This window comes from Pantoea folii (genome assembly GCF_056678875.1).
In genome coordinates, this window is the sequence record NZ_JBWXON010000001.1 from 477,412 (window position 1) to 495,043 (window position 17,632).

At 49.4% G+C, this 17,632-nt stretch carries 13 protein-coding genes and 1 pseudogene; 6 read left to right on the forward strand and 8 right to left on the reverse strand.

Annotated elements, in window-relative coordinates; genetic code table 11:
• Positions 1-252 precede the first annotated feature (252 nt).
• The 3 genes from AC1MDE_RS02355 to AC1MDE_RS02365 form a co-directional block, all read right to left on the reverse strand.
• A complete protein-coding gene (locus AC1MDE_RS02355; RefSeq protein ID WP_058961187.1) occupies positions 253-432 on the reverse strand; it encodes a hypothetical protein in 180 nt (59 codons plus the stop codon).
• Positions 433-1,074: 642 nt separating this feature from the next.
• Positions 1,075-1,260: a con-10 family general stress protein gene (locus AC1MDE_RS02360; RefSeq protein ID WP_072016972.1), complete on the reverse strand. Its 186-nt coding sequence runs from the start codon at positions 1,258-1,260 to the stop codon at positions 1,075-1,077.
• 406 nt (positions 1,261-1,666) lie between these two features.
• Positions 1,667-1,906, reverse strand: a complete 240-nt coding sequence (locus AC1MDE_RS02365) for a DNA polymerase V (RefSeq protein ID WP_480344176.1) — start codon at positions 1,904-1,906, stop codon at positions 1,667-1,669.
• Positions 1,907-3,105: 1,199 nt separating this feature from the next.
• Between AC1MDE_RS02365 and AC1MDE_RS02370 the strand changes: the two genes are divergently transcribed.
• Positions 3,106-3,600: a YetF domain-containing protein gene (locus AC1MDE_RS02370; protein WP_480344177.1), complete on the forward strand. Its 495-nt coding sequence runs from the start codon at positions 3,106-3,108 to the stop codon at positions 3,598-3,600.
• Between the two features lie 817 nt (positions 3,601-4,417).
• Here AC1MDE_RS02370 and budC read toward each other — a convergent pair.
• Entirely contained in the window at positions 4,418-5,182 is a 765-nt protein-coding gene (budC, locus tag AC1MDE_RS02375) for a meso-2,3-butanediol dehydrogenase (protein WP_480344178.1), read from the reverse strand.
• 181 nt (positions 5,183-5,363) lie between these two features.
• Entirely contained in the window at positions 5,364-6,497 is a 1,134-nt protein-coding gene (locus AC1MDE_RS02380) for a glutathione-independent formaldehyde dehydrogenase (protein ID WP_058960705.1), read from the reverse strand.
• A 231-nt stretch (positions 6,498-6,728) separates the two neighbouring features.
• Here AC1MDE_RS02380 and AC1MDE_RS02385 point away from each other — a divergent pair, with 231 nt between their 5' ends.
• From AC1MDE_RS02385 to AC1MDE_RS02395, 3 genes are all read left to right on the forward strand, one after another.
• A complete protein-coding gene (locus AC1MDE_RS02385; RefSeq protein ID WP_182058582.1) occupies positions 6,729-6,896 on the forward strand; it encodes a con-10 family general stress protein in 168 nt (55 codons plus the stop codon).
• A gap of 141 nt (positions 6,897-7,037) precedes the next feature.
• On the forward strand, positions 7,038-7,511 hold the full coding sequence (locus tag AC1MDE_RS02390; RefSeq protein WP_479400001.1) for a YciE/YciF ferroxidase family protein: 474 nt from the start codon (positions 7,038-7,040) through the stop codon (positions 7,509-7,511).
• Between the two features lie 24 nt (positions 7,512-7,535).
• A complete protein-coding gene (locus AC1MDE_RS02395) occupies positions 7,536-8,051 on the forward strand; it encodes a ferritin-like domain-containing protein (RefSeq protein ID WP_058960708.1) in 516 nt (171 codons plus the stop codon).
• Positions 8,052-8,142: 91 nt separating this feature from the next.
• Here AC1MDE_RS02395 and AC1MDE_RS02400 read toward each other — a convergent pair whose 3' ends face one another.
• From AC1MDE_RS02400 to AC1MDE_RS02410, 3 genes are all read right to left on the reverse strand, one after another.
• A complete protein-coding gene (locus AC1MDE_RS02400) occupies positions 8,143-10,494 on the reverse strand; it encodes a phosphoketolase family protein (protein ID WP_480344179.1) in 2,352 nt (783 codons plus the stop codon).
• A gap of 54 nt (positions 10,495-10,548) precedes the next feature.
• The gene (locus AC1MDE_RS02405) at positions 10,549-12,345 is read right to left on the reverse strand and encodes a thiamine pyrophosphate-requiring protein (protein ID WP_480344180.1); all 1,797 of its coding nucleotides are present in this window, start codon (positions 12,343-12,345) and stop codon (positions 10,549-10,551) included.
• Between the two features lie 217 nt (positions 12,346-12,562).
• Complete coding sequence (locus tag AC1MDE_RS02410; RefSeq protein ID WP_058960710.1) at positions 12,563-13,084, reverse strand: type 1 glutamine amidotransferase domain-containing protein; 522 nt, start codon at positions 13,082-13,084, stop codon at positions 12,563-12,565.
• Positions 13,085-13,566: 482 nt separating this feature from the next.
• Here AC1MDE_RS02410 and AC1MDE_RS02415 point away from each other — a divergent pair, with 482 nt between their 5' ends.
• Together AC1MDE_RS02415 and katE are read left to right on the forward strand one after the other, a co-directional pair.
• A complete protein-coding gene (locus tag AC1MDE_RS02415) occupies positions 13,567-14,577 on the forward strand; it encodes a hypothetical protein (RefSeq protein WP_480344181.1) in 1,011 nt (336 codons plus the stop codon).
• A 406-nt stretch (positions 14,578-14,983) separates the two neighbouring features.
• Positions 14,984-17,248, forward strand: a pseudogene (gene katE / locus AC1MDE_RS02420) (catalase HPII).
• Positions 17,249-17,632 lie beyond the last annotated feature (384 nt).

Below are 17,632 nucleotides of genomic sequence, written 5' to 3' on the forward strand. Positions count from 1 at the left end.
GATTACTCATCACCCAACAGCCATACCTGAAAGTTATCTGGTGCATCCCGATCTACTTTTACTAAATACCTGCGACTTATTTCATGTAGCCGAAAGCAGAACCTGAAACAGGTTAAAGCACTCGGTTTGCGTCTACAGGAGAAATACCTACCGCATGTAGGCCGTCCCAGGCGGGCATTTCAAATGGCAATGCCTCGTTTCCATACGACTTCCTTTGCCAGGGGGGGGAGGTAGGTCGTACAGGTGTTGTCATTATTCTGCCGGGGGTTCGAGGCGATCACTGATGACATTGTACCCCTGCTCGTTAAAATCATCAGGGTGAACGGGCAGACTTCGGCTTGGCTTGAACCATCCTCCCCCTTCACCATCGGCGAAGTACCAGACTTCAGGTTGAGTCTCGCCCTTCTGGACCCAATAAAAACCCTGTTCCATTTGTTCACTCCCAACGAAATTAATGTTCGTCCAGTCTCAGAAAAAACAGACAATATGTTTCGTCTGCGAATAGGTGAATGATTCATGAATGAAGCACGGGAAGATGGGGTGTTGGAAAGCGACATCAGATCAGAAGTGCCAGTCACCGCGCAATTCGGTGCGCAACAGGTTTTTGACCTTTGAGATTTCATATTTGCCCCTTGTCAGAGGGGGAATGGCCCAGGCATAGCACCGGGGAAGAGATTAAAGCATGCGCTAAAAGGACGTAAAAGGACAGGACGTTTGGGTGTTACTTAACAGAATTGTTATCTGAGCCGCTTAATAATCAGGCATCCACCAACTTATCTTACCGGTCGGTCACCTGAACGCTTTTTGTGTCTGACCTCTGGTGAATCCGTTGCTTTTACCGTGTCATCCTCTACACATAGAATTTTATAGAGATTTACACAAGTACTTTGAGGTGTGCCACGGGTGGCAACAGGATCTGCACAGTGACATATTCCGCCTCCTCTGCTCAGTAAGGTATTAACTTGTTCAGCAAAATGTCTGGATGCAAGGATGGATGAGAACCTCATACTTCCTCCTGTTTCTGTTTTCCGAAGCAAGGCCGGTATGATTCTAACCGGCCGACTGTCTGGCGAATTAACTTTCCTCTATTACCGGTTTGCGCCTGCGGCTGATTTGTCCGCCCTTGCGACCGGCCTCGACTGCGCGATCAGGACAATTTTTGAAATTCCCCCCGCTTGCGCTTCCTCCTTTACGTCCGGCCTCACGCGCTCGGTCTGCATCCTCAGCAAAATTACCGGCTCCACCTCTTCTCGATGGCATGTCTCCCCCTTATTTATCAGTCGAATATTTAGCGTGCTAACGTTCCCAACAAGAAATAATATGGCTGAAATTCTCGATAAAACCACATTTAAAATGCATGTTTATCGCTTCGCTTGTTTCTGTTTTAAAACAATAAGTTACCCGTTACGCTTATATTCAATTGCTTTTAAAAGGGAAATTTTTGAAGTTGTACAAAACCAAAACAAGCTGTACAAAATTGTTGGATTTGCTTTTTTGTGACACATATCACGGTTTTTAATTTTGTAATTATATTGATCTGGATTTTTCATTTATTTCAGCAAGATAGAAAAATCAATGTCTCGCTGTTCACGATTTAGTCCCATTGATTAACGCATAAACAATTGCCTGCTACAGAGAGTACCCAATTGAACGTGGCACACGTTGCTCAATTCCTTCCATTCGGATTAAAGATCTGAAACATGCGTTCCTCCCCCTCACTTGTCGAGATGTCCCGGAAGGTCGTTGTGTGCATCTCGATCCACTTGTTAGCGGCACGTAGCGAGTAGCGCCAGTTCAGACGATCGAGTTCTTTCACAAAATCGAGTGTGCTGATGGTGAAACGGCCCGCAGCATCGCGTTTAACCGCCTGCCTGAAGGCAATCATAATTTCATAGTCGCGGAGCATGTCGGTGCCCTCCAATAAATAACTGTATATACATACAGTAATTGCAATCTCTGAGAGTGAGCAAGTGCTTTAAGGGCGTTTTATCAGAACTCATTGGCAGTAAAAAGGATTTACTTTTCCGGCTTCGCTTTCATATGTGGACAGATGTGACCAGGCTTTGTAAGCAACGCTGGGTTGCCTGATTTCTGGAAAGGAATGTTATGAAGAGTTTTTTAGGTGGGATTTTTATCGTTGCAAGTCTGATGACTCTGGCAGGCTGTCAGGAACCCGGTCCTGCAGTAGGGCCGGATGGCCGTCCTCACGCACCAAGCCAGCAATCCGTGCCCGGAGGTCCTCAGGGCCAGGGTCCCATCGGTCAGCCACAGTCATAAAAAAGTCCGGCCGGTGTGCCGGACTGTATTAACTAAGTAACGACATTAACTGTTCAAATTAATGAAATCCACTTTCTTCCCTGTATTATCTCCTCCCACACATTCTATGTCGAATGAAGTCATTTAAGTGAACAACCATTCATTTAACTTGTCCTGCGTCTCTCATGAAAGAGACTTAACTAATTATCCTCATTTTTATTTTACGCCAAGATAAACAATGCCATTCAATCAAGGGGGAAGTTTTAGCCTATTTGTTGTAGAGGGGTGTGAATGGGTCGGCGGTTTTTTTGAATCAGTTTGCATTGAGCGCGGGCGAAACTTTTTCATTTCTATCATGCTTCGTGAACTGTTTAAGGTATAGAAGCGAACCGTTGTAAAAATAAAATATTGTTAGCCATAATGAATAAACGAAGCGCCAAATCATCACTTTAAAGGAGAAAACCTTCATTAATTTTTCACCTTTGATTTTAAAACCCAAAGCCCGTTTGAAACTTCCCACTCACTCCTATTCAAGCTAATCCCTTGATTGAAAGCTATCCGGCTATAATTTATGGGTATCAGTAATCTTCATTACATAGCTCACGTTCCAAGTCGATTCAGGGCTCGATTCAGGTTTAACGTTCAGGGGTGAACCATGGCAGATTTCGACCTCCATAAATTTCTCATTAACGATCAGCCTTACACCTTCCTCTTTGAAGTCGTTGTACGCGTACTCATTGCATATATCGTCGTTTTCACCTTTTGAAAATTTCAGGCAGGCGCGGTGTCCAGCAGCTCTCACTCTTCGAAGTTGTAGTGATCCTGACACTAGGATCAGCTTCAGGGGATGTGACTTTTTACGATGATGTCCCCGTTATACCTGTCATTTTGGTCTTTGTCATATTGTTATTACTGTATCGCCTAACCACCTGGGCAATGACCAAATCTTCCTGGTTCTCAACTCTGATTGAAGGAGAAGTGGTAACGCTAATCGCTGAGGGTAAGTACGTTTCTGAGAATCTGGACCGGCTGAACATTTCAGAAGATGAGTTTCTGATGGAGTTACGCCTTAAAGGGGCCGAACACCTTGGTCAGATACGGCTGGGGCTGGTAGAGGTCGATGGCCAGCTCAGCCTCTACTTTTATCCGGACGAAGAAGTGCGGGCCGGGTTATCTGTACTTCCTGAAGCACATCGTCAATGTTTCACCCAAATCCCTGAAACAGGTTTATATGCATGTAACCGCTGCGGGACAACCCAAGAAATACCTGGATATGAAGAACGAAAATGCCACGAATGCGGACGCAATACCTGGTCACTCGCACTGAACAAAAAGCGCGTTTGAAGCACAGGTGCAGCATATTTTTGGTATCTCATAAAATTCTGAACCGGCGTCAAGCCACTCAGGATCAGATATTCAGGAAACTTTTTTTCTGGCGGTTTAACCTAAAGAGACTATTAATGTTCCGTTGTGACGATTTTACCTGGACAGAAATTTACCTTCGCTCACTAAGTTTCACACCGTATGCCTGCCTTTATTCAGGTTAGCCTCTTCCCTCTATCTCAATCACCTTCGAGGCAAAAAAAAGCCCGCCGAAGCGGGTGTCATATGATAGTGACAACACCAGGGAAAATCGTTGTGACAACACATCCGTAGATTCAGTTGACACATATATAGTTTAGCCTTTCTCATGAACAGATTTTGTAAATTGCAGTAAATATCTGATTTGATATGAACAATCATGATTAATCATAAATTTTATAAACAAGTTAGCAAGCTATTTTGTTATACTTCAGCAAGATAGTAAAAATTGCCCGAACAGCGCGTTGACCCGCCCTTGTTGTCTCAGTACGCGTTCTGAAAATGGCTTTCCTGATGTCCCTGCCCCCTTTTCTCAAATGAGCACTACACTCATCACCACCATATAAATTTTATGCATTTGCACCCAACTGAGTCGACTCCAGCTATATATCGGCTCTGCGTGTGACTTTGACCGATAAAGAGCGTTGAGACTGTCAGGGACTAACATATATGTATGCACTGAAGATGTACCTGATATCTTTTTCAAGGTGGTCAGGAAAGCGTCCTTGCATTGCATAACCGAACTCACACGCATTTTGAAGAATTGATAGGGGAACGTTGATGGCTCCCCTTTTATAGATTAAGCCTGTTTGGGTTGGCCATTAGACGCCGTCAGCCCGCCGTCGACCGGGAGGTTCACCCCTGTAATATAACGCGCATCATCGCTGGCAATGAAGGCGATGGCACTGGCGATATCTTCAGCCTGCCCTGCCCGCTGGAGGGGAATGCGGTCATAGAACTTGTTTAACAGTTCCTGATTGTCCTTCATATCTTCGGTAAGATCGGTCAGCGTAAATCCCGGGCAGATGGCATTTACGCGAACACCGTCCGCACCATAATCCATCGCCAGTGCGCGCGTAAAATTAGTTACGCCGCCCTTAGCAGCGTTATAAACGCTCATTCCCCAGTCTCCACCCAGCCCTGAAACCGAAGACGTGTTCACCACATTCCCTTGAGTTTTGAGCAATGAGGGCATGAAGTAATGGACGCAATGAAATACCCCATCCAGATCAGCCCCCATCAGCTTTTTCCAATCTTCAACGGCCACTTCATGTATTTTTCCCTGAACGACACTCCCCGCATTGTTCACCAGGACGTCGACTCTGCCATAGGTTTGCTCGACCAGTTCCGCCAGCTGTTTAACCTGGACGGAATCAGACACATCACAAGGCGCGATCAGGTGCTCCCCTTTCGGAAGCGAATGCAGCGTGGTTTCGAGTTTTTCACGGGTTCTTCCCACCAGCACCACCGAAGCACCTTCACTGGCAAAACGCTTTGCTGAGGCCGCCCCTATTCCTGAACCCGCACCGGTGATCACGACAACTTTTTCCAAAAATCGTGACATCGTTATTCTCCTTTTGGCCTTTTTTATGAGTGATAAGCCTGGCAGCCATGAGGGGATGATCAAGCGAAGCAGGCTCGCCAGGATGGGACATCAATGGAAGTGGATACCCGTGGGCATACCCGGTAAGCCCTTACCCTTTTGATTAGGGTAAAGGGCTTATCGAAAACCTAAAGAGCCGGGTTTAAGGTTTAAGAATGACTTTTGTCCAGCCGGGCGCTCGGCTGTCAAAATTTTTATAGCCTTCAGGAGCCTCATCGAGGCTCAGACGATGCGAAATAATTCGGCCAGGGCTGGCTTTATCATGGTGAATAAGCCGTGCGAGCTGCCGGTTGTAGGCCTTCACGTTTGCCTGACCAGTGCGGATGGACTGCCCCTTGAACCAGAAGCTGCCAAAATCAAACGGCATTTTACCCTCTTTTGCCAGGTCACTTTCCGCTGCAGGATCCTGGGGTACAAAGACCCCCACCACGCCTATTCCGCCTGTCGCCTTGGTGGAGGCGACCAGGCTGTTCATAGTTGCACTGTTGTCTTCATGGCCGTGTTTATTGCAGCACTGGTAACCGACACATTCACAACCGCAGTCTGTGCCCCTGCCGTCAGTCAGCTCAAGGATTTTCTGTACGGCTTCATCCCCGGCAGCATTAACCGGTGTGGCACCGAATTGCTCAGCAAGGGCCAGACGATCGCTGTGAGTATCAATAACAAAGACCTGGGAGGCACCTTTGATGATGGCTGAGTGCGCGGCCATCAGTCCCACCGGCCCCGCCCCGTAGATGGCGACGCTTTCTCCCGGACGCAGTCCCGCCAGTTCGGTTGCATGCCAGCCGGTCGGGAAAATGTCTGAAAGCATGACGTAATCTTCTTCTTTCTCCGCCGCATCCTCTGGGAGCACCAGGCAGTTGAAATCGGCAAAAGGAACCCGCAATAATTCCGCCTGACCACCGTCCCATGGCCCCATTTCAGCAAAACCATAAGCGGCGCCCGCACTCCCCGGGTTAGCTGTCAGACAAAATCCGGTCAGGCCTTTTTCACAGTTTTCACAGAAGCCGCAGCCTACATTGAAGGGCATACACACGCGGTCACCCACTTTGATACGCTCGACTCCCTGGCCAACTTCAACGACCTCGCCCATGTTTTCATGGCCAAAAATCCGTCCTTCTTCGAAGCTGGTACGTCCTTCATACATATGCAGATCCGAACCGCATATATTCGTGGTGGTTATCCGGATTAATGCATCACCGGGACGCTCAATTTTTGCATCAGGAACATTTTTTACCGTTACGTTAAATGGGCCGTTGTAAATAATTGCTTTCATATGATCGCCTTAGCCATTATCTGAGTGGTTACAAAGTTAACTGAAGTATTTAATCGTTGCGCTTATATCTTTTACCTGTCAATTCTCCACAACAAATATGGCACATATTCCAGATTATGATTTAAATGGTGCCGACGCGCTTGCATGAAGTTGATTGTGAATTACAATTAAAATGCTATATGCATATTTTCACTTAATCATCACGTTAACAGTTCATGTAGAGGAAGTATTATGGCTCAACATAGAGGCGGTTCAGGAAACTTTGCAGAAGACCCAAAAAGAGCATCTGAAGCTGGAAGGAAAGGCGGTCAGGCAAGCGGTGGTAATTTCAAAAATGATCGTGAGAGAGCTTCCACAGCAGGTAAGAAAGGTGGTAAGAACAGACATCAAAGTTCGTGAGAAGGCTTGTTATATCGTTAATAATTAAGGAAGCGTTTTTTATAATTACATTTCTGATTACCTAACCATTAATTTTATTTTTTGCCCACTTACCTGTTACGGTAATTGCCAACCCGTCAAGAACTCGCTGGAGTTTACCCTATGAAAGTTAAAACACTTCTCGATTTATTTATCCATGACCTGTCCGATGTTTATAGTGCTGAAAAACAAATCACCCGCGCCCTGCCAAAAATGATCCGTGCTGCATCCGAGCCAAAACTTAAAGAGGCCTTTCAGCATCACCTTGAAGAAACCCAGGGTCAGATTGAGCGTCTCGATCAACTCGTGGAAGCACATGAGGAAGTGCGGATTGTGCGTATGAAATGCCACGCGCTGGAAGGTTTAGTTGAAGAAGCGCAGGAACTTATCGAAGCGACTGAAGCCGGTCCCGTCAGAGATGCAGGCCTCATTGGCGCCGCCCAGAAAGTGGAACATTACGAGATCGCGACGTACGGCACGCTGATTGCACTGGCCATCAAGCTTCAGCTTGGAGAAGCCTCCACGCTTTTGAAAAAGACGCTGGATGAAGAAAAAAATACCGATCAGAAACTGACATCAATCGCTGAAAAACAGTGACACGGCCACCATCTGGAGATACCTATGTCATCGACCTCTGCACATTCGCATTATCATGACTGGCTGCGTGACGCGTATGCCATGGAAAAGCAGGCTGAAACGATGCTTGAGCAAATGGCAAAACGACTTGAACATTATCCCCAGCTGCAATTGCGCATTGAGCAGCATATTGAAGAGACGCGTCAGCAGCAGACGCTTCTTGAAGGCATTCTGGACAGGCATGGAATAGCACACTCAAGCGTAAAAGATGTGATGGGAAAGATGGCTGCGATGGGACAGGCATTTGGTGGCATGTTTACGGATGATGAAGTTATTAAAGGTGCCATCGCCGGATATGTCTTTGAAAATGCCGAAGTGGGAAGCTATACCAGTCTGATTAGCGCGGCAAAGCGCGTCGGCGACACAGAAAGCGTCCCTGTACTGAAGCAAATATGCGAGCAGGAACTGGCGATGTCTGACTGGCTGATCAGTCATATGCCGGAGTTAACCGAACAGTTCCTGACGTTGAGTGAGGATCCCGATTCAAAGGCCAAACGCTGAAATCCCTGACGTGATAAATTCCATATCTTTAAAGTGAAGCGGGTAAATACTTACCCGCTTTCATTTGGCCCAATCCCCCGTGTAAGCGACTTTATCCGCCCCAAACCCAGTTGCGCACTTCAGGCACATCCTCGCCATGCTCTCTTACATAACGATGGTGCTCAGCGATTCGCTCCTGCAGGTCGTCGAGGAGTTCCGGATGACGATCAGCTAAGCCCGGCACATGCAAAATGGCCGACTGAGCCAGATGATAGCGATCCAGCTCGTTGATTACCGCCATATCAAACGGCGTCGTGGTAGTGCCCTCTTCGTTAAATCCGTGCACATGGAAATTGCCGTGATTATTGCGCTGATACGTCAGGCGATGCACCAGACTTGGATAACCATGGAAGGCAAAGATGACGGGTTTATCCGTGGTGAAAAGGGCATCGAACTCTTCTTCGGCTTTGCCATGCGGATGCTGCTCCTGCGTCTGCAACGCCAGTAAATCCACCACATTGACGACTCTGATACGCATTTCCGGCAGATAGCCCTTTAGCAAATCGACTGCCGCCAGGGTTTCCATGGTAGGCACGTCCCCCGCGCAGGCCATAACAACGTCTGGTTCACCCTCACAGCTCGCCCAGTTCCATATGCCCATGCCTGCCTCACAGTGAGCAATGGCGCTTTCCATATCCAGCCACTGGGGTGAAGGTTGTTTACCTGCAACAATGACATTGATCCGGTCCCATGTTCGCAGGCAGTGGTCCCCGACCCACAGCAGCGTATTGGCATCGGGTGGCAGGTATATACGCACAATGTCAGCTTTCTTGTTCGCGACATGATCAATAAATCCCGGATCCTGATGGCTGTATCCATTATGGTCCTGCCGCCAGACGTGGGACGACAGCAGATAGTTAAGCGAGGAGATCGGCTGTCGCCAGCCCAGCTTACGGGTGACTTTCAGCCATTTAGCGTGCTGGTTAAACATCGAATCGACGATATGAATAAAGGCTTCATAGCAGTTAAACAGCCCGTGGCGCCCTGTAAGCAGATAGCCCTCCAGCCAGCCCTGACACTGATGCTCACTGAGGATTTCCATGACACGTCCGTCCCGGGCCAGCTGTTCGTCGTAATCCTTGATGGGTTCCATCCAGGTACGGGAGGTGACGTCAAACACGGGTGACAGACGGTTGGATGCCGTTTCGTCCGGGCCAAACAGCCTGAAGTTATCAAGATTCTTTTGGAAGATTGCACTCAGGTAACGACCAAACTGTTCGGTGGCCTGTCCCTGTGTGCTGCCGGGCTGACCCGTCTCCAGCGCAAAGTCGTGAATATCGGGCGTGATAAGTTCACGTCGCAACCTTCCCCCGTTGGCATAGGGCGTTGCCCCCATACGCTTATTACCCTTCGGGGCTAGCGCACGCAGTTCAGGGGCAAGCGATCCGCTCGGGTCAAAGAGTTCCTGCGGCTGATAGCTGCGCATCCATTGTTCAAGGATCTCGCGATGGCCATCATCCTCACGGCAAGCGGAAACCGGTACCTGATGGGCTCGCCAGAATCCCTCCACTTTTTTGCCATCCACCTCACGCGGGCCGGTCCATCCTTTCGGGCTGCGCAGAATAATCATGGGCCAGCGTGGCACAGCATCAGTTGCATTACCGCTGCGCGCCTGGTGCTGGATATCAGCGATGATGTCAAACGTCGTGTCCAGCGCGGTGGCCATCTGCTGATGCATGGCAAGCGGCTCGTGGCCGCTGACAAAGAGCGGGGCATATCCATAACCACTAAAAAGCTGCTGAAGATCTTCATCACTGCTGCGTCCCAGCAACGTAGGGTTCGCGATTTTATAACCGTTGAGATGCAGAATTGGCAGCACCGCACCGTCTCGTTGGGCATTCAGAAATTTAATGCCGTGCCAGCTGGCAGCCAGTGGCCCCGTCTCCGCTTCACCGTCTCCGATGACACAGGGCACCACCAGTTCAGGATTATCGAAGGCCGCGCCAAACGCATGCGACAGCGAATAGCCAAGCTCTCCACCTTCATTAATCGACCCCGGTGTTTCAGGGGCAGCGTGGCTCGGTATCCCGCCCGGGAAAGAAAACTGTTTAAACAGCCTCTGCATTCCCTCTTCGTCTTCACTGACGTGAGGATAAATTTCGCTATAGCTACCTTCCAGCCAGCTGTTGGCCACCATGCCGGGGCCGCCATGCCCGGGCCCGCAGACGTAAAGGAGATCACGGTCGCGCTGGCGAATAATGCGGTTGAGATGAGCATAAATAAAATTAAGGCCCGGCGTGGTTCCCCAGTGCCCCAGCAAACGAGGTTTGATATGTTCTGGCTTCAGGGGTTCCCGCAGAAGCGGGTTTTCCATGAGATAGATTTGTCCCACAGAGAGGTAATTAGCCGCGCGCCAGTATCTGTCTATCAGAGCAAGTTCATTGGCCCCGGTGACTGTCGTCATACCTGTTCCTCCGATGTTGCGTTCGTCGTTGACTTGTGAAGATGCGGCCTCCTTTCAGGACCGCCTTTCGTTACTTTTATTTGAAAACAGCTGGCTTGCCGTATCTTTGAGTATCTGCGAGGTTCCCTGATCGCCCTTTGCCATCGATGACATAAAGGCTTTAGCCTGTTTAAAGGTGATATGCGGTGGGAGCGGAGCCACTTCGGGGTCAGTTTTGACCTCCAGCAATACGGGGCGATCTGCGCTTAGCGCACGTTGCCAGGCGCTGGCCAGCTGTTCCGGGTTGTCGACATAAATGCCCACCAGCCCCAGTGATTCAGCAAACTCAGCGTATTTCACATCAGGCAATTGTTGCGTGGCTTTGAAGCGGGGATTCCCCTCCATGACGCGCTGCTCCCAGGTTACCTGATTCAGATCCTGATTATTGAACACGCAGACAATCAAACGGCTATCCGTCCACTGCTGCCAGTATTTCTGGATGGTAATCAGCTCTGCCATGTTGTTCATCTGCATGGCACCATCACCCACCAGCGCGACAACCGGGCGTTCAGGGTGCGCAAATTTGGCCGCGATCGCATAAGGAACGGCTGCGCCCATGCAGGCCAGCCCCCCTGACAGCGTAGCCCGTTGTCCCTGCTTCACGCGATAATCGCGCGCAAACCAGTTTGCACAGGATCCGGAATCAGAAGTGACGATAGCGTTATCCGGCAGCTGCGGAGACATCTCCCATACCACCCGCTGGGGATTGACGGGATTGGCTGGTGCCAGCGCTCGCTCTTCCATCTGCTTCCACCAGTCCTGAACCTGCACCGCAATCTCTTCCTGCCAGCTGCGATCCTCTTTGTGATCCAGTAATGGCAGGAGTGCTCGCAGGGTTTCAGCTGCATCGCCGTGAAGATTCACCTCACAGGGATAGCGTAAGCCGAGCATGGCCGGGTCGATATCGATTTGCACGGCACGTGCCTGCCCCTCTTTTGGCAGGAACTCCGTCCAGGGAAAACCGCTGCCAATCATCAGCAGCGTGTCGCAGTTCTGCATCAACTCCCAGGAAGGTTTAGTGCCCAGCAGACCTATCGAGCCGGTCACAAAAGGGGCGTCATCGGGCAGGACATCTTTGCCCAGTAACGCTTTGGCGACGCCTGCACCCAGTTGATTTGCCGCCTGCACGACTTCAACCGCCGCGCCGCGTGCGCCAGAGCCAATAAGGATTGCCACTTTACTACCCGCATTGAGTACATCGGCGGCGCGCTGCAAATCGGCTTCATAGGGCATAATTTTGGGGCGATGATAGCCACTGCCTGAATGGGTAAACCCGTGCAGATGAGGCGGTGACTGCCACTCTTCATCCTGTATATCTTTCGGGATGATCAACACGGCAACGCCGTTCTGCGCTTTGGCAATACGCACGCCACGATCGACGAGATGCCGCACCTGACCCGGTGCAGCCGCTTCCTGTACAAAATTCGCCACATCCGCAAACACGCGATCCAGGTTCATCTCCTGCTGATAGCTTGCGCCTCTCGCCGTTGCCTCTGCCTGCCCGGCAATGGCCAGTAGAGGAGCATGATCCATTTTGGCATCATAAAGCCCGGTTAAAAGGTGGGTCGCACCCGGCCCGCCCGTGGACAGGCAGACGCCAATCTCGCCGGTAAACTTAGCGTGACCGGCGGCCATAAAGGCCGCCATTTCCTCGTGGCGCACCTGAATAAACTCAATGCCATCGCCCTTTTCATTTGCGCGTTGTATCGCACCCAGCACCCCATTGATTCCATCCCCCGGGTAACCGTAAATGCGCGTCACGCCCCACTCTTTCAGGCGCTGGACAAAAAAATCGCTGGTCTTGATGCTCATCGTTTTCATCCCTCTTTATTCATGCAATTCGTGCGGAGAGTTAGCAAAAAGTTGTCGGGTTTCCCCCATCATTCAAAGCATTGGTTCGCATTGAAGCGCTAAACTCTGAGAAAGATTTATCTGGCAAACGTTGACCGGTATTAACCAGTCTGCTTCGGAAGGGATGTGACCGCTCTGTAAAGCGGCCACCTGACAAATAGCAGGATGAAGATGTCTCTCAGGCCGCATTGAGAATGCGCAGCGCTTCCCGATTGAACGCAGGTAGATCATCCGGCGTACGGCTGGTGACCAGTTTATCGTCATCCACAACGACTTCTTTGTCATAAAAGTCAGCACCTGCATTACGCAGATCAATAGCGATGGCTTTTACACTGGTCATCTTGCGGCCGCGCACACCATTAGCACTGATAAGCAACTGAGGTCCATGGCAGATGGCAAACACCGGTTTGCCGCTGGCAACAAATTCTTTGGTGAAATTCACGAAACGATCATCACCGCGCAGTGAGTCAGGTGAGTGACCGCCAGGCAAAAGTAAGGCATCAAATTCTGCAGGAGTAACGTGATCGATGTCCCTGTCGATTTTGACTTCCGCCTTACCCTGTTTACCTTTCACAACCTTCCCCGCCTGCATCTCAATAGTCACGACTTCGTGGCCGGCTTTGGCATAGGCATCGGCGGGTGAGGTGAACTCTGAGTCTTCGAATTCATCGGTGATCAGGACAGCTATTTTCTTACCCATATGTTTCTCCTTGCGGTTAAAAACGCTCAGCGTTTGGGGCTCGGTTAACCCAATAAGTCTGGTCGCCATGGCATAAAACACAAGCCAGGCGGTTGGTGCTAAGCAGAAGAAAATGAAGGAGAGGAAAATAACAGACACCTAAACACAACGAGTCATCAGATATTTATGCAGGATTTAACAACCGTTTATGTATCCATGGCAAAATTCATCACTGAAACTGTAAACAGCATTTTGATGAGCTGCCTTGTAAAGGTTAGCTCTGTTTTCATGTTAAGAGTCGTAAAGGAAAAGAAATATACGCTCTAAGTATCCCGCCTCATCGAGATTTTGTTAGATGCGCCTTACAAGATTGTTAACCGTCTCGTTTAATGCATATCAATCCCCAAAATAAACTTGGTGAGCTTTTTATTTAGTGACTACGCTAAATCATAACGTCTGTTTCGTGATGTTGGATAATTATCATAAATTACCGGAGAAATATCATGGCTGAGCCTTGGGTAAATGATGGTGCAATCGTCACAGATTCTTATGGCGGCCTGCCGCTGAAACGTATCTCATGGAGCGCGGTATTTGCGGGTGTTATCGCCGCGCTTATTGTTCATATTTTATTAGGATTACTCGGCACTGCGATTGGTGCTTCTGTCATTGACCCTCAACAGGAACGCAATCCGCTTGAACATTTAGGGACGGGTGCGCTGATATGGACCGGTGTCAGTATGCTTATCGCCATCATTGCCGGCGGTTACGTCGCTGGCAGACTGGCTCAACGTGAGGGCGCACTACACGGTTTATTGATGTTTGGCGTCAGTACACTTATCACCCTCTGGCTGGCATTTTCACTGGCAACTGGGATTATCGGAGGCGCATTTAATATCCTTGGTGCCGGAGCCAGTGCGCTAGGCAGTGGTGTTTCGGCCGTTGCCCCGTCTGTCGGGAACATGGCCAAAGAGAAACTTCAGGAGAATAATATTAATTTAGATTCGCTCCAGAATGAGTTACAGGCCACCCTCCGTCAGACGGGTAAGCCTGAACTTCAGCCGGATAAGCTTCAGCAGGATGTGAACAGTGAGGCAAATAGCGCACAAGATCAGGCTAAACAAACGGCTCAGAACCCGCAAAATGCGGATAACGATATCGTGAATTGGATACGTGGAGTTGTTAATCGTCATTCTGACACCCTACAGGCTGCCGACCGGGATGCGCTCAAAAACATTATTAAAGCCCGGACAGGTAAGAGCGATCAGGAAGCTGAGCAGATCGTTAACCAGACGGTTGAGAGTTATCAGAAAGCCATGGCACAGTTTCAGCAACTGAAACAGCAGGCTGAGCAGAAAGCCCGTGAAGCCGCAGAGAAAGCCGCCGCCGCAACCGCCAGAGCCAGCTGGTTCACCTTCTTTGTATTGATTATTGAGGGCGTGCTGGCTGCTGTATTCGGACGCATTGGCAGACGCACACAACCCCATACCGTCTTGGCCAGCGAAAGATCTCTCTGACAAAGTGGGGGTTGATGTATTGTTTAAATAATTAGAGCATCCTGATAAACAACATGCCGTCATGTGCAGTAAAAACACATGGCGGCATGTGAGTGAAATCTATACCGCTTGATTCGCAAGTCAATGAATCTCTTTGGAGAAAAGTTGAGCAATAAAATTTCTCGTTTCGCTTTGTGAATTAAAGCGAAACGAATTAAGGAACCTTCTCATATATTAATCGATGGAAAACACTCTCTTCCCTCCGCCTTTAACTTAAACCGAAGTGATCTTTCTGCCCCCTGCATTAAGGTGAAAGAAGCCATGGTAATAAGCAAAGCGCGAGAAAAGCATTCACTTAAAATTCCCCGCTCTTCGTTTTGACCTGTATTAATTAGGGTCATTCAATTAATGAAATGGGAATATAGCAATGTCGAAGCCAGTAAAAAATAAAGAATTAACTCATCAGGCTCCTTCAAAGGGGCCAGAGTCGTCGCAGCCTTCCCGTGGATCTCTGGCACCTGCAGATGGTTCACATCAGCCTGCAGCAGAACCTACACCACCCGGCAAACAACCTACTGCCCCCGGAAGTTTAAAGGCGCCTGATACCCAGAACAACAAACTAAAGCAACTTGAGGTTCACAGATAAAATGGCGCTGATCAGTCGCTGACCACAAATCAGGGAACAAAGATTGCAAACGATCAAAACTCTTTACGCGCGGGAGCACGAGGGCCGACCCTGCTTGAAGATTTTATTATGCGAGAGAAAATCACGCATTTTGATCACGAACGCATCCCGGAGCGCATCGTGCATGCGCGTGGTTCGGCAGCGCACGGATATTTACAACCTTACCGCTCATTGAAAGATCTGACCAAAGCGCATTTCCTGTCCGACCCAGACCAAATCACACCTGTCTTCGTGCGTTTTTCAACGGTTCAGGGCGGTGCAGGATCGGCTGATACCGTGCGCGATATACGTGGTTTTGCCACTAAGTTTTATACCGATGACGGTGTATTTGATTTAGTCGGAAACAACACTCCCGTGTTCTTTATCCAGGATGCCCATAAATTCCCTGATTTTGTGCATGCCGTAAAACCCGAACCACACAATGAAATTCCTCAGGGTCAAAGCGCACACGACACCTTCTGGGACTATGTCTCCCTGCAGCCTGAAACCTTACATAACGTTATCTGGGCGATGTCCGACCGTGGTATCCCACGCAGCTACCGCACCATGGAAGATTTCGGTATCCATACTTTCCGTCTGATCAATGCAGAGGGGAAAGCGACCTTTGTCCGCTTTCACTGGAAACCTGTTGCAGGAAAAGCGTCATTACTTTGGGACGAGTCACAAAAACTGACCGGGCGCGATCCTGATTTTCACCGACGCGATTTGTGGGAAGCCATTGAAGCCGGCGATTTTCCGGAATATGAGTTAGGCCTGCAACTCATTTCCGAAGAAGACGAATTCAGTTTCGATTTCGATATCCTGGATGCCACCAAACTGATTTCGGAAGAGCTGGTGCCGGTGGAAATTGTCGGCAAGATGGTGTTGAACCGCAATCCCGATAACTTCTTTGCTGAAACCGAACAGGTGGCCTTCCACCCCGGACATATCGTACCAGGCCTGGACTTCACCAATGATCCTTTATTGCAGGGCAGACTTTTCTCCTACACAGATACCCAGATCAGCCGCCTGGGCGGACCTAACTTCCACGAAATTCCTATTAACCGCCCGGTTTGCCCCTATCATAATTTTCAGCGGCAGGGCATGCATCGTCAGGACATCGACGCCAATCCGGCAAATTACGAACCTAATTCGATTAATGATAACTGGCCGAGAGAAACGCCGCCGTCAGCCGAAAGTGGCGGGTTCGAGAGCTTTCAGGAGCGCGTGGAAGGCCATAAAGTACGCGAGCGCAGTCCTTCCTTTGGCGAGTATTACTCTCAGCCTCGATTGTTCTGGTTAAGTCAGACGCCTGTCGAGCAACAGCACATCATTGGGGCCTACTCCTTTGAAATGAGTAAAGTCGCCCGTCCCTACATACGTGAGCGCGTGATAGACCACCTGTTGAATATCGATATTGCACTCGCTCAGGGTGTGGCTGATAACCTGGGGATTGCACTGACTGCAGATCAGTTAAATACCCCACCCGCTCCCGACGTCCACGGTCTGAAAAAAGATGACAGTCTGAGTTTGTATGCCGTGCCAGGTGGGGAGATAAAAGGTCGGCAGGTTGCCCTGCTGTTGAGCGATGGGGTGAAGTCGGCTGATGTACTGGCCGTGTTGCAGTCGCTTAATGCGGCGGGTGTACATACAAAATTGCTGGCTCCCCATATGGGTCAGGTGGTGGCGGATGACGGTTCAATTTTGCCCGTTGATGCCACGTTTGCCGGATTGCCGTCGCTGACGTTTGATGCCGTTTTTGTGCCAGACGGTAACATTGATGCGCTGCTGTTAAGTGGCGACAGCCGCTACTATCTGCTGGAAGCTTACAAGCACCTGAAAGTCATTGGCCTGAGTGGCGAGGCCAGGCGATTCAAAACACAGTTCGCCTTGCAGGACGATGAAGAAGAGGAAGGTATTGTTGATGGCCTGAAAGCAGACAGCGCGATGATGGGTGCTTTTATTGATGCAATGAAAGCCCATCGGGTCTGGGCAAGGAGTCAAAAAGCGCTATCAGTACCGGCTTGATCAGGCGGATTAAAGTCACATTCTGAGTTTCCCTTGGGGGGCTTAACTCATTTATTACTGGAAATGCCTGACGAAGGACCCCTGTCGAGTCGAAGTTTCTTGTATCAATGTGTTAAGCGGTTTTCATATAGAAAGCTCAAACAGAAATGTGGACTTCGTAGTTAGATTGTCGTCAGACACCAGCCGGGAAAACTTTCTTAGCTGGTGCTGACAATTCGCTTTATCCGAATACTCCAGCATAAGCGCCAAAAGAACAAATACCACAAAGGATAGCGGATACCACGGCGGCTGATAGCGTGTAGTTTTTCATTTCCTGACCTCATTTTTACGTTTAAAACCTTAGTTTGGCAGGAAATTCCATTCTGTAAACCTGAGAATTTTTTC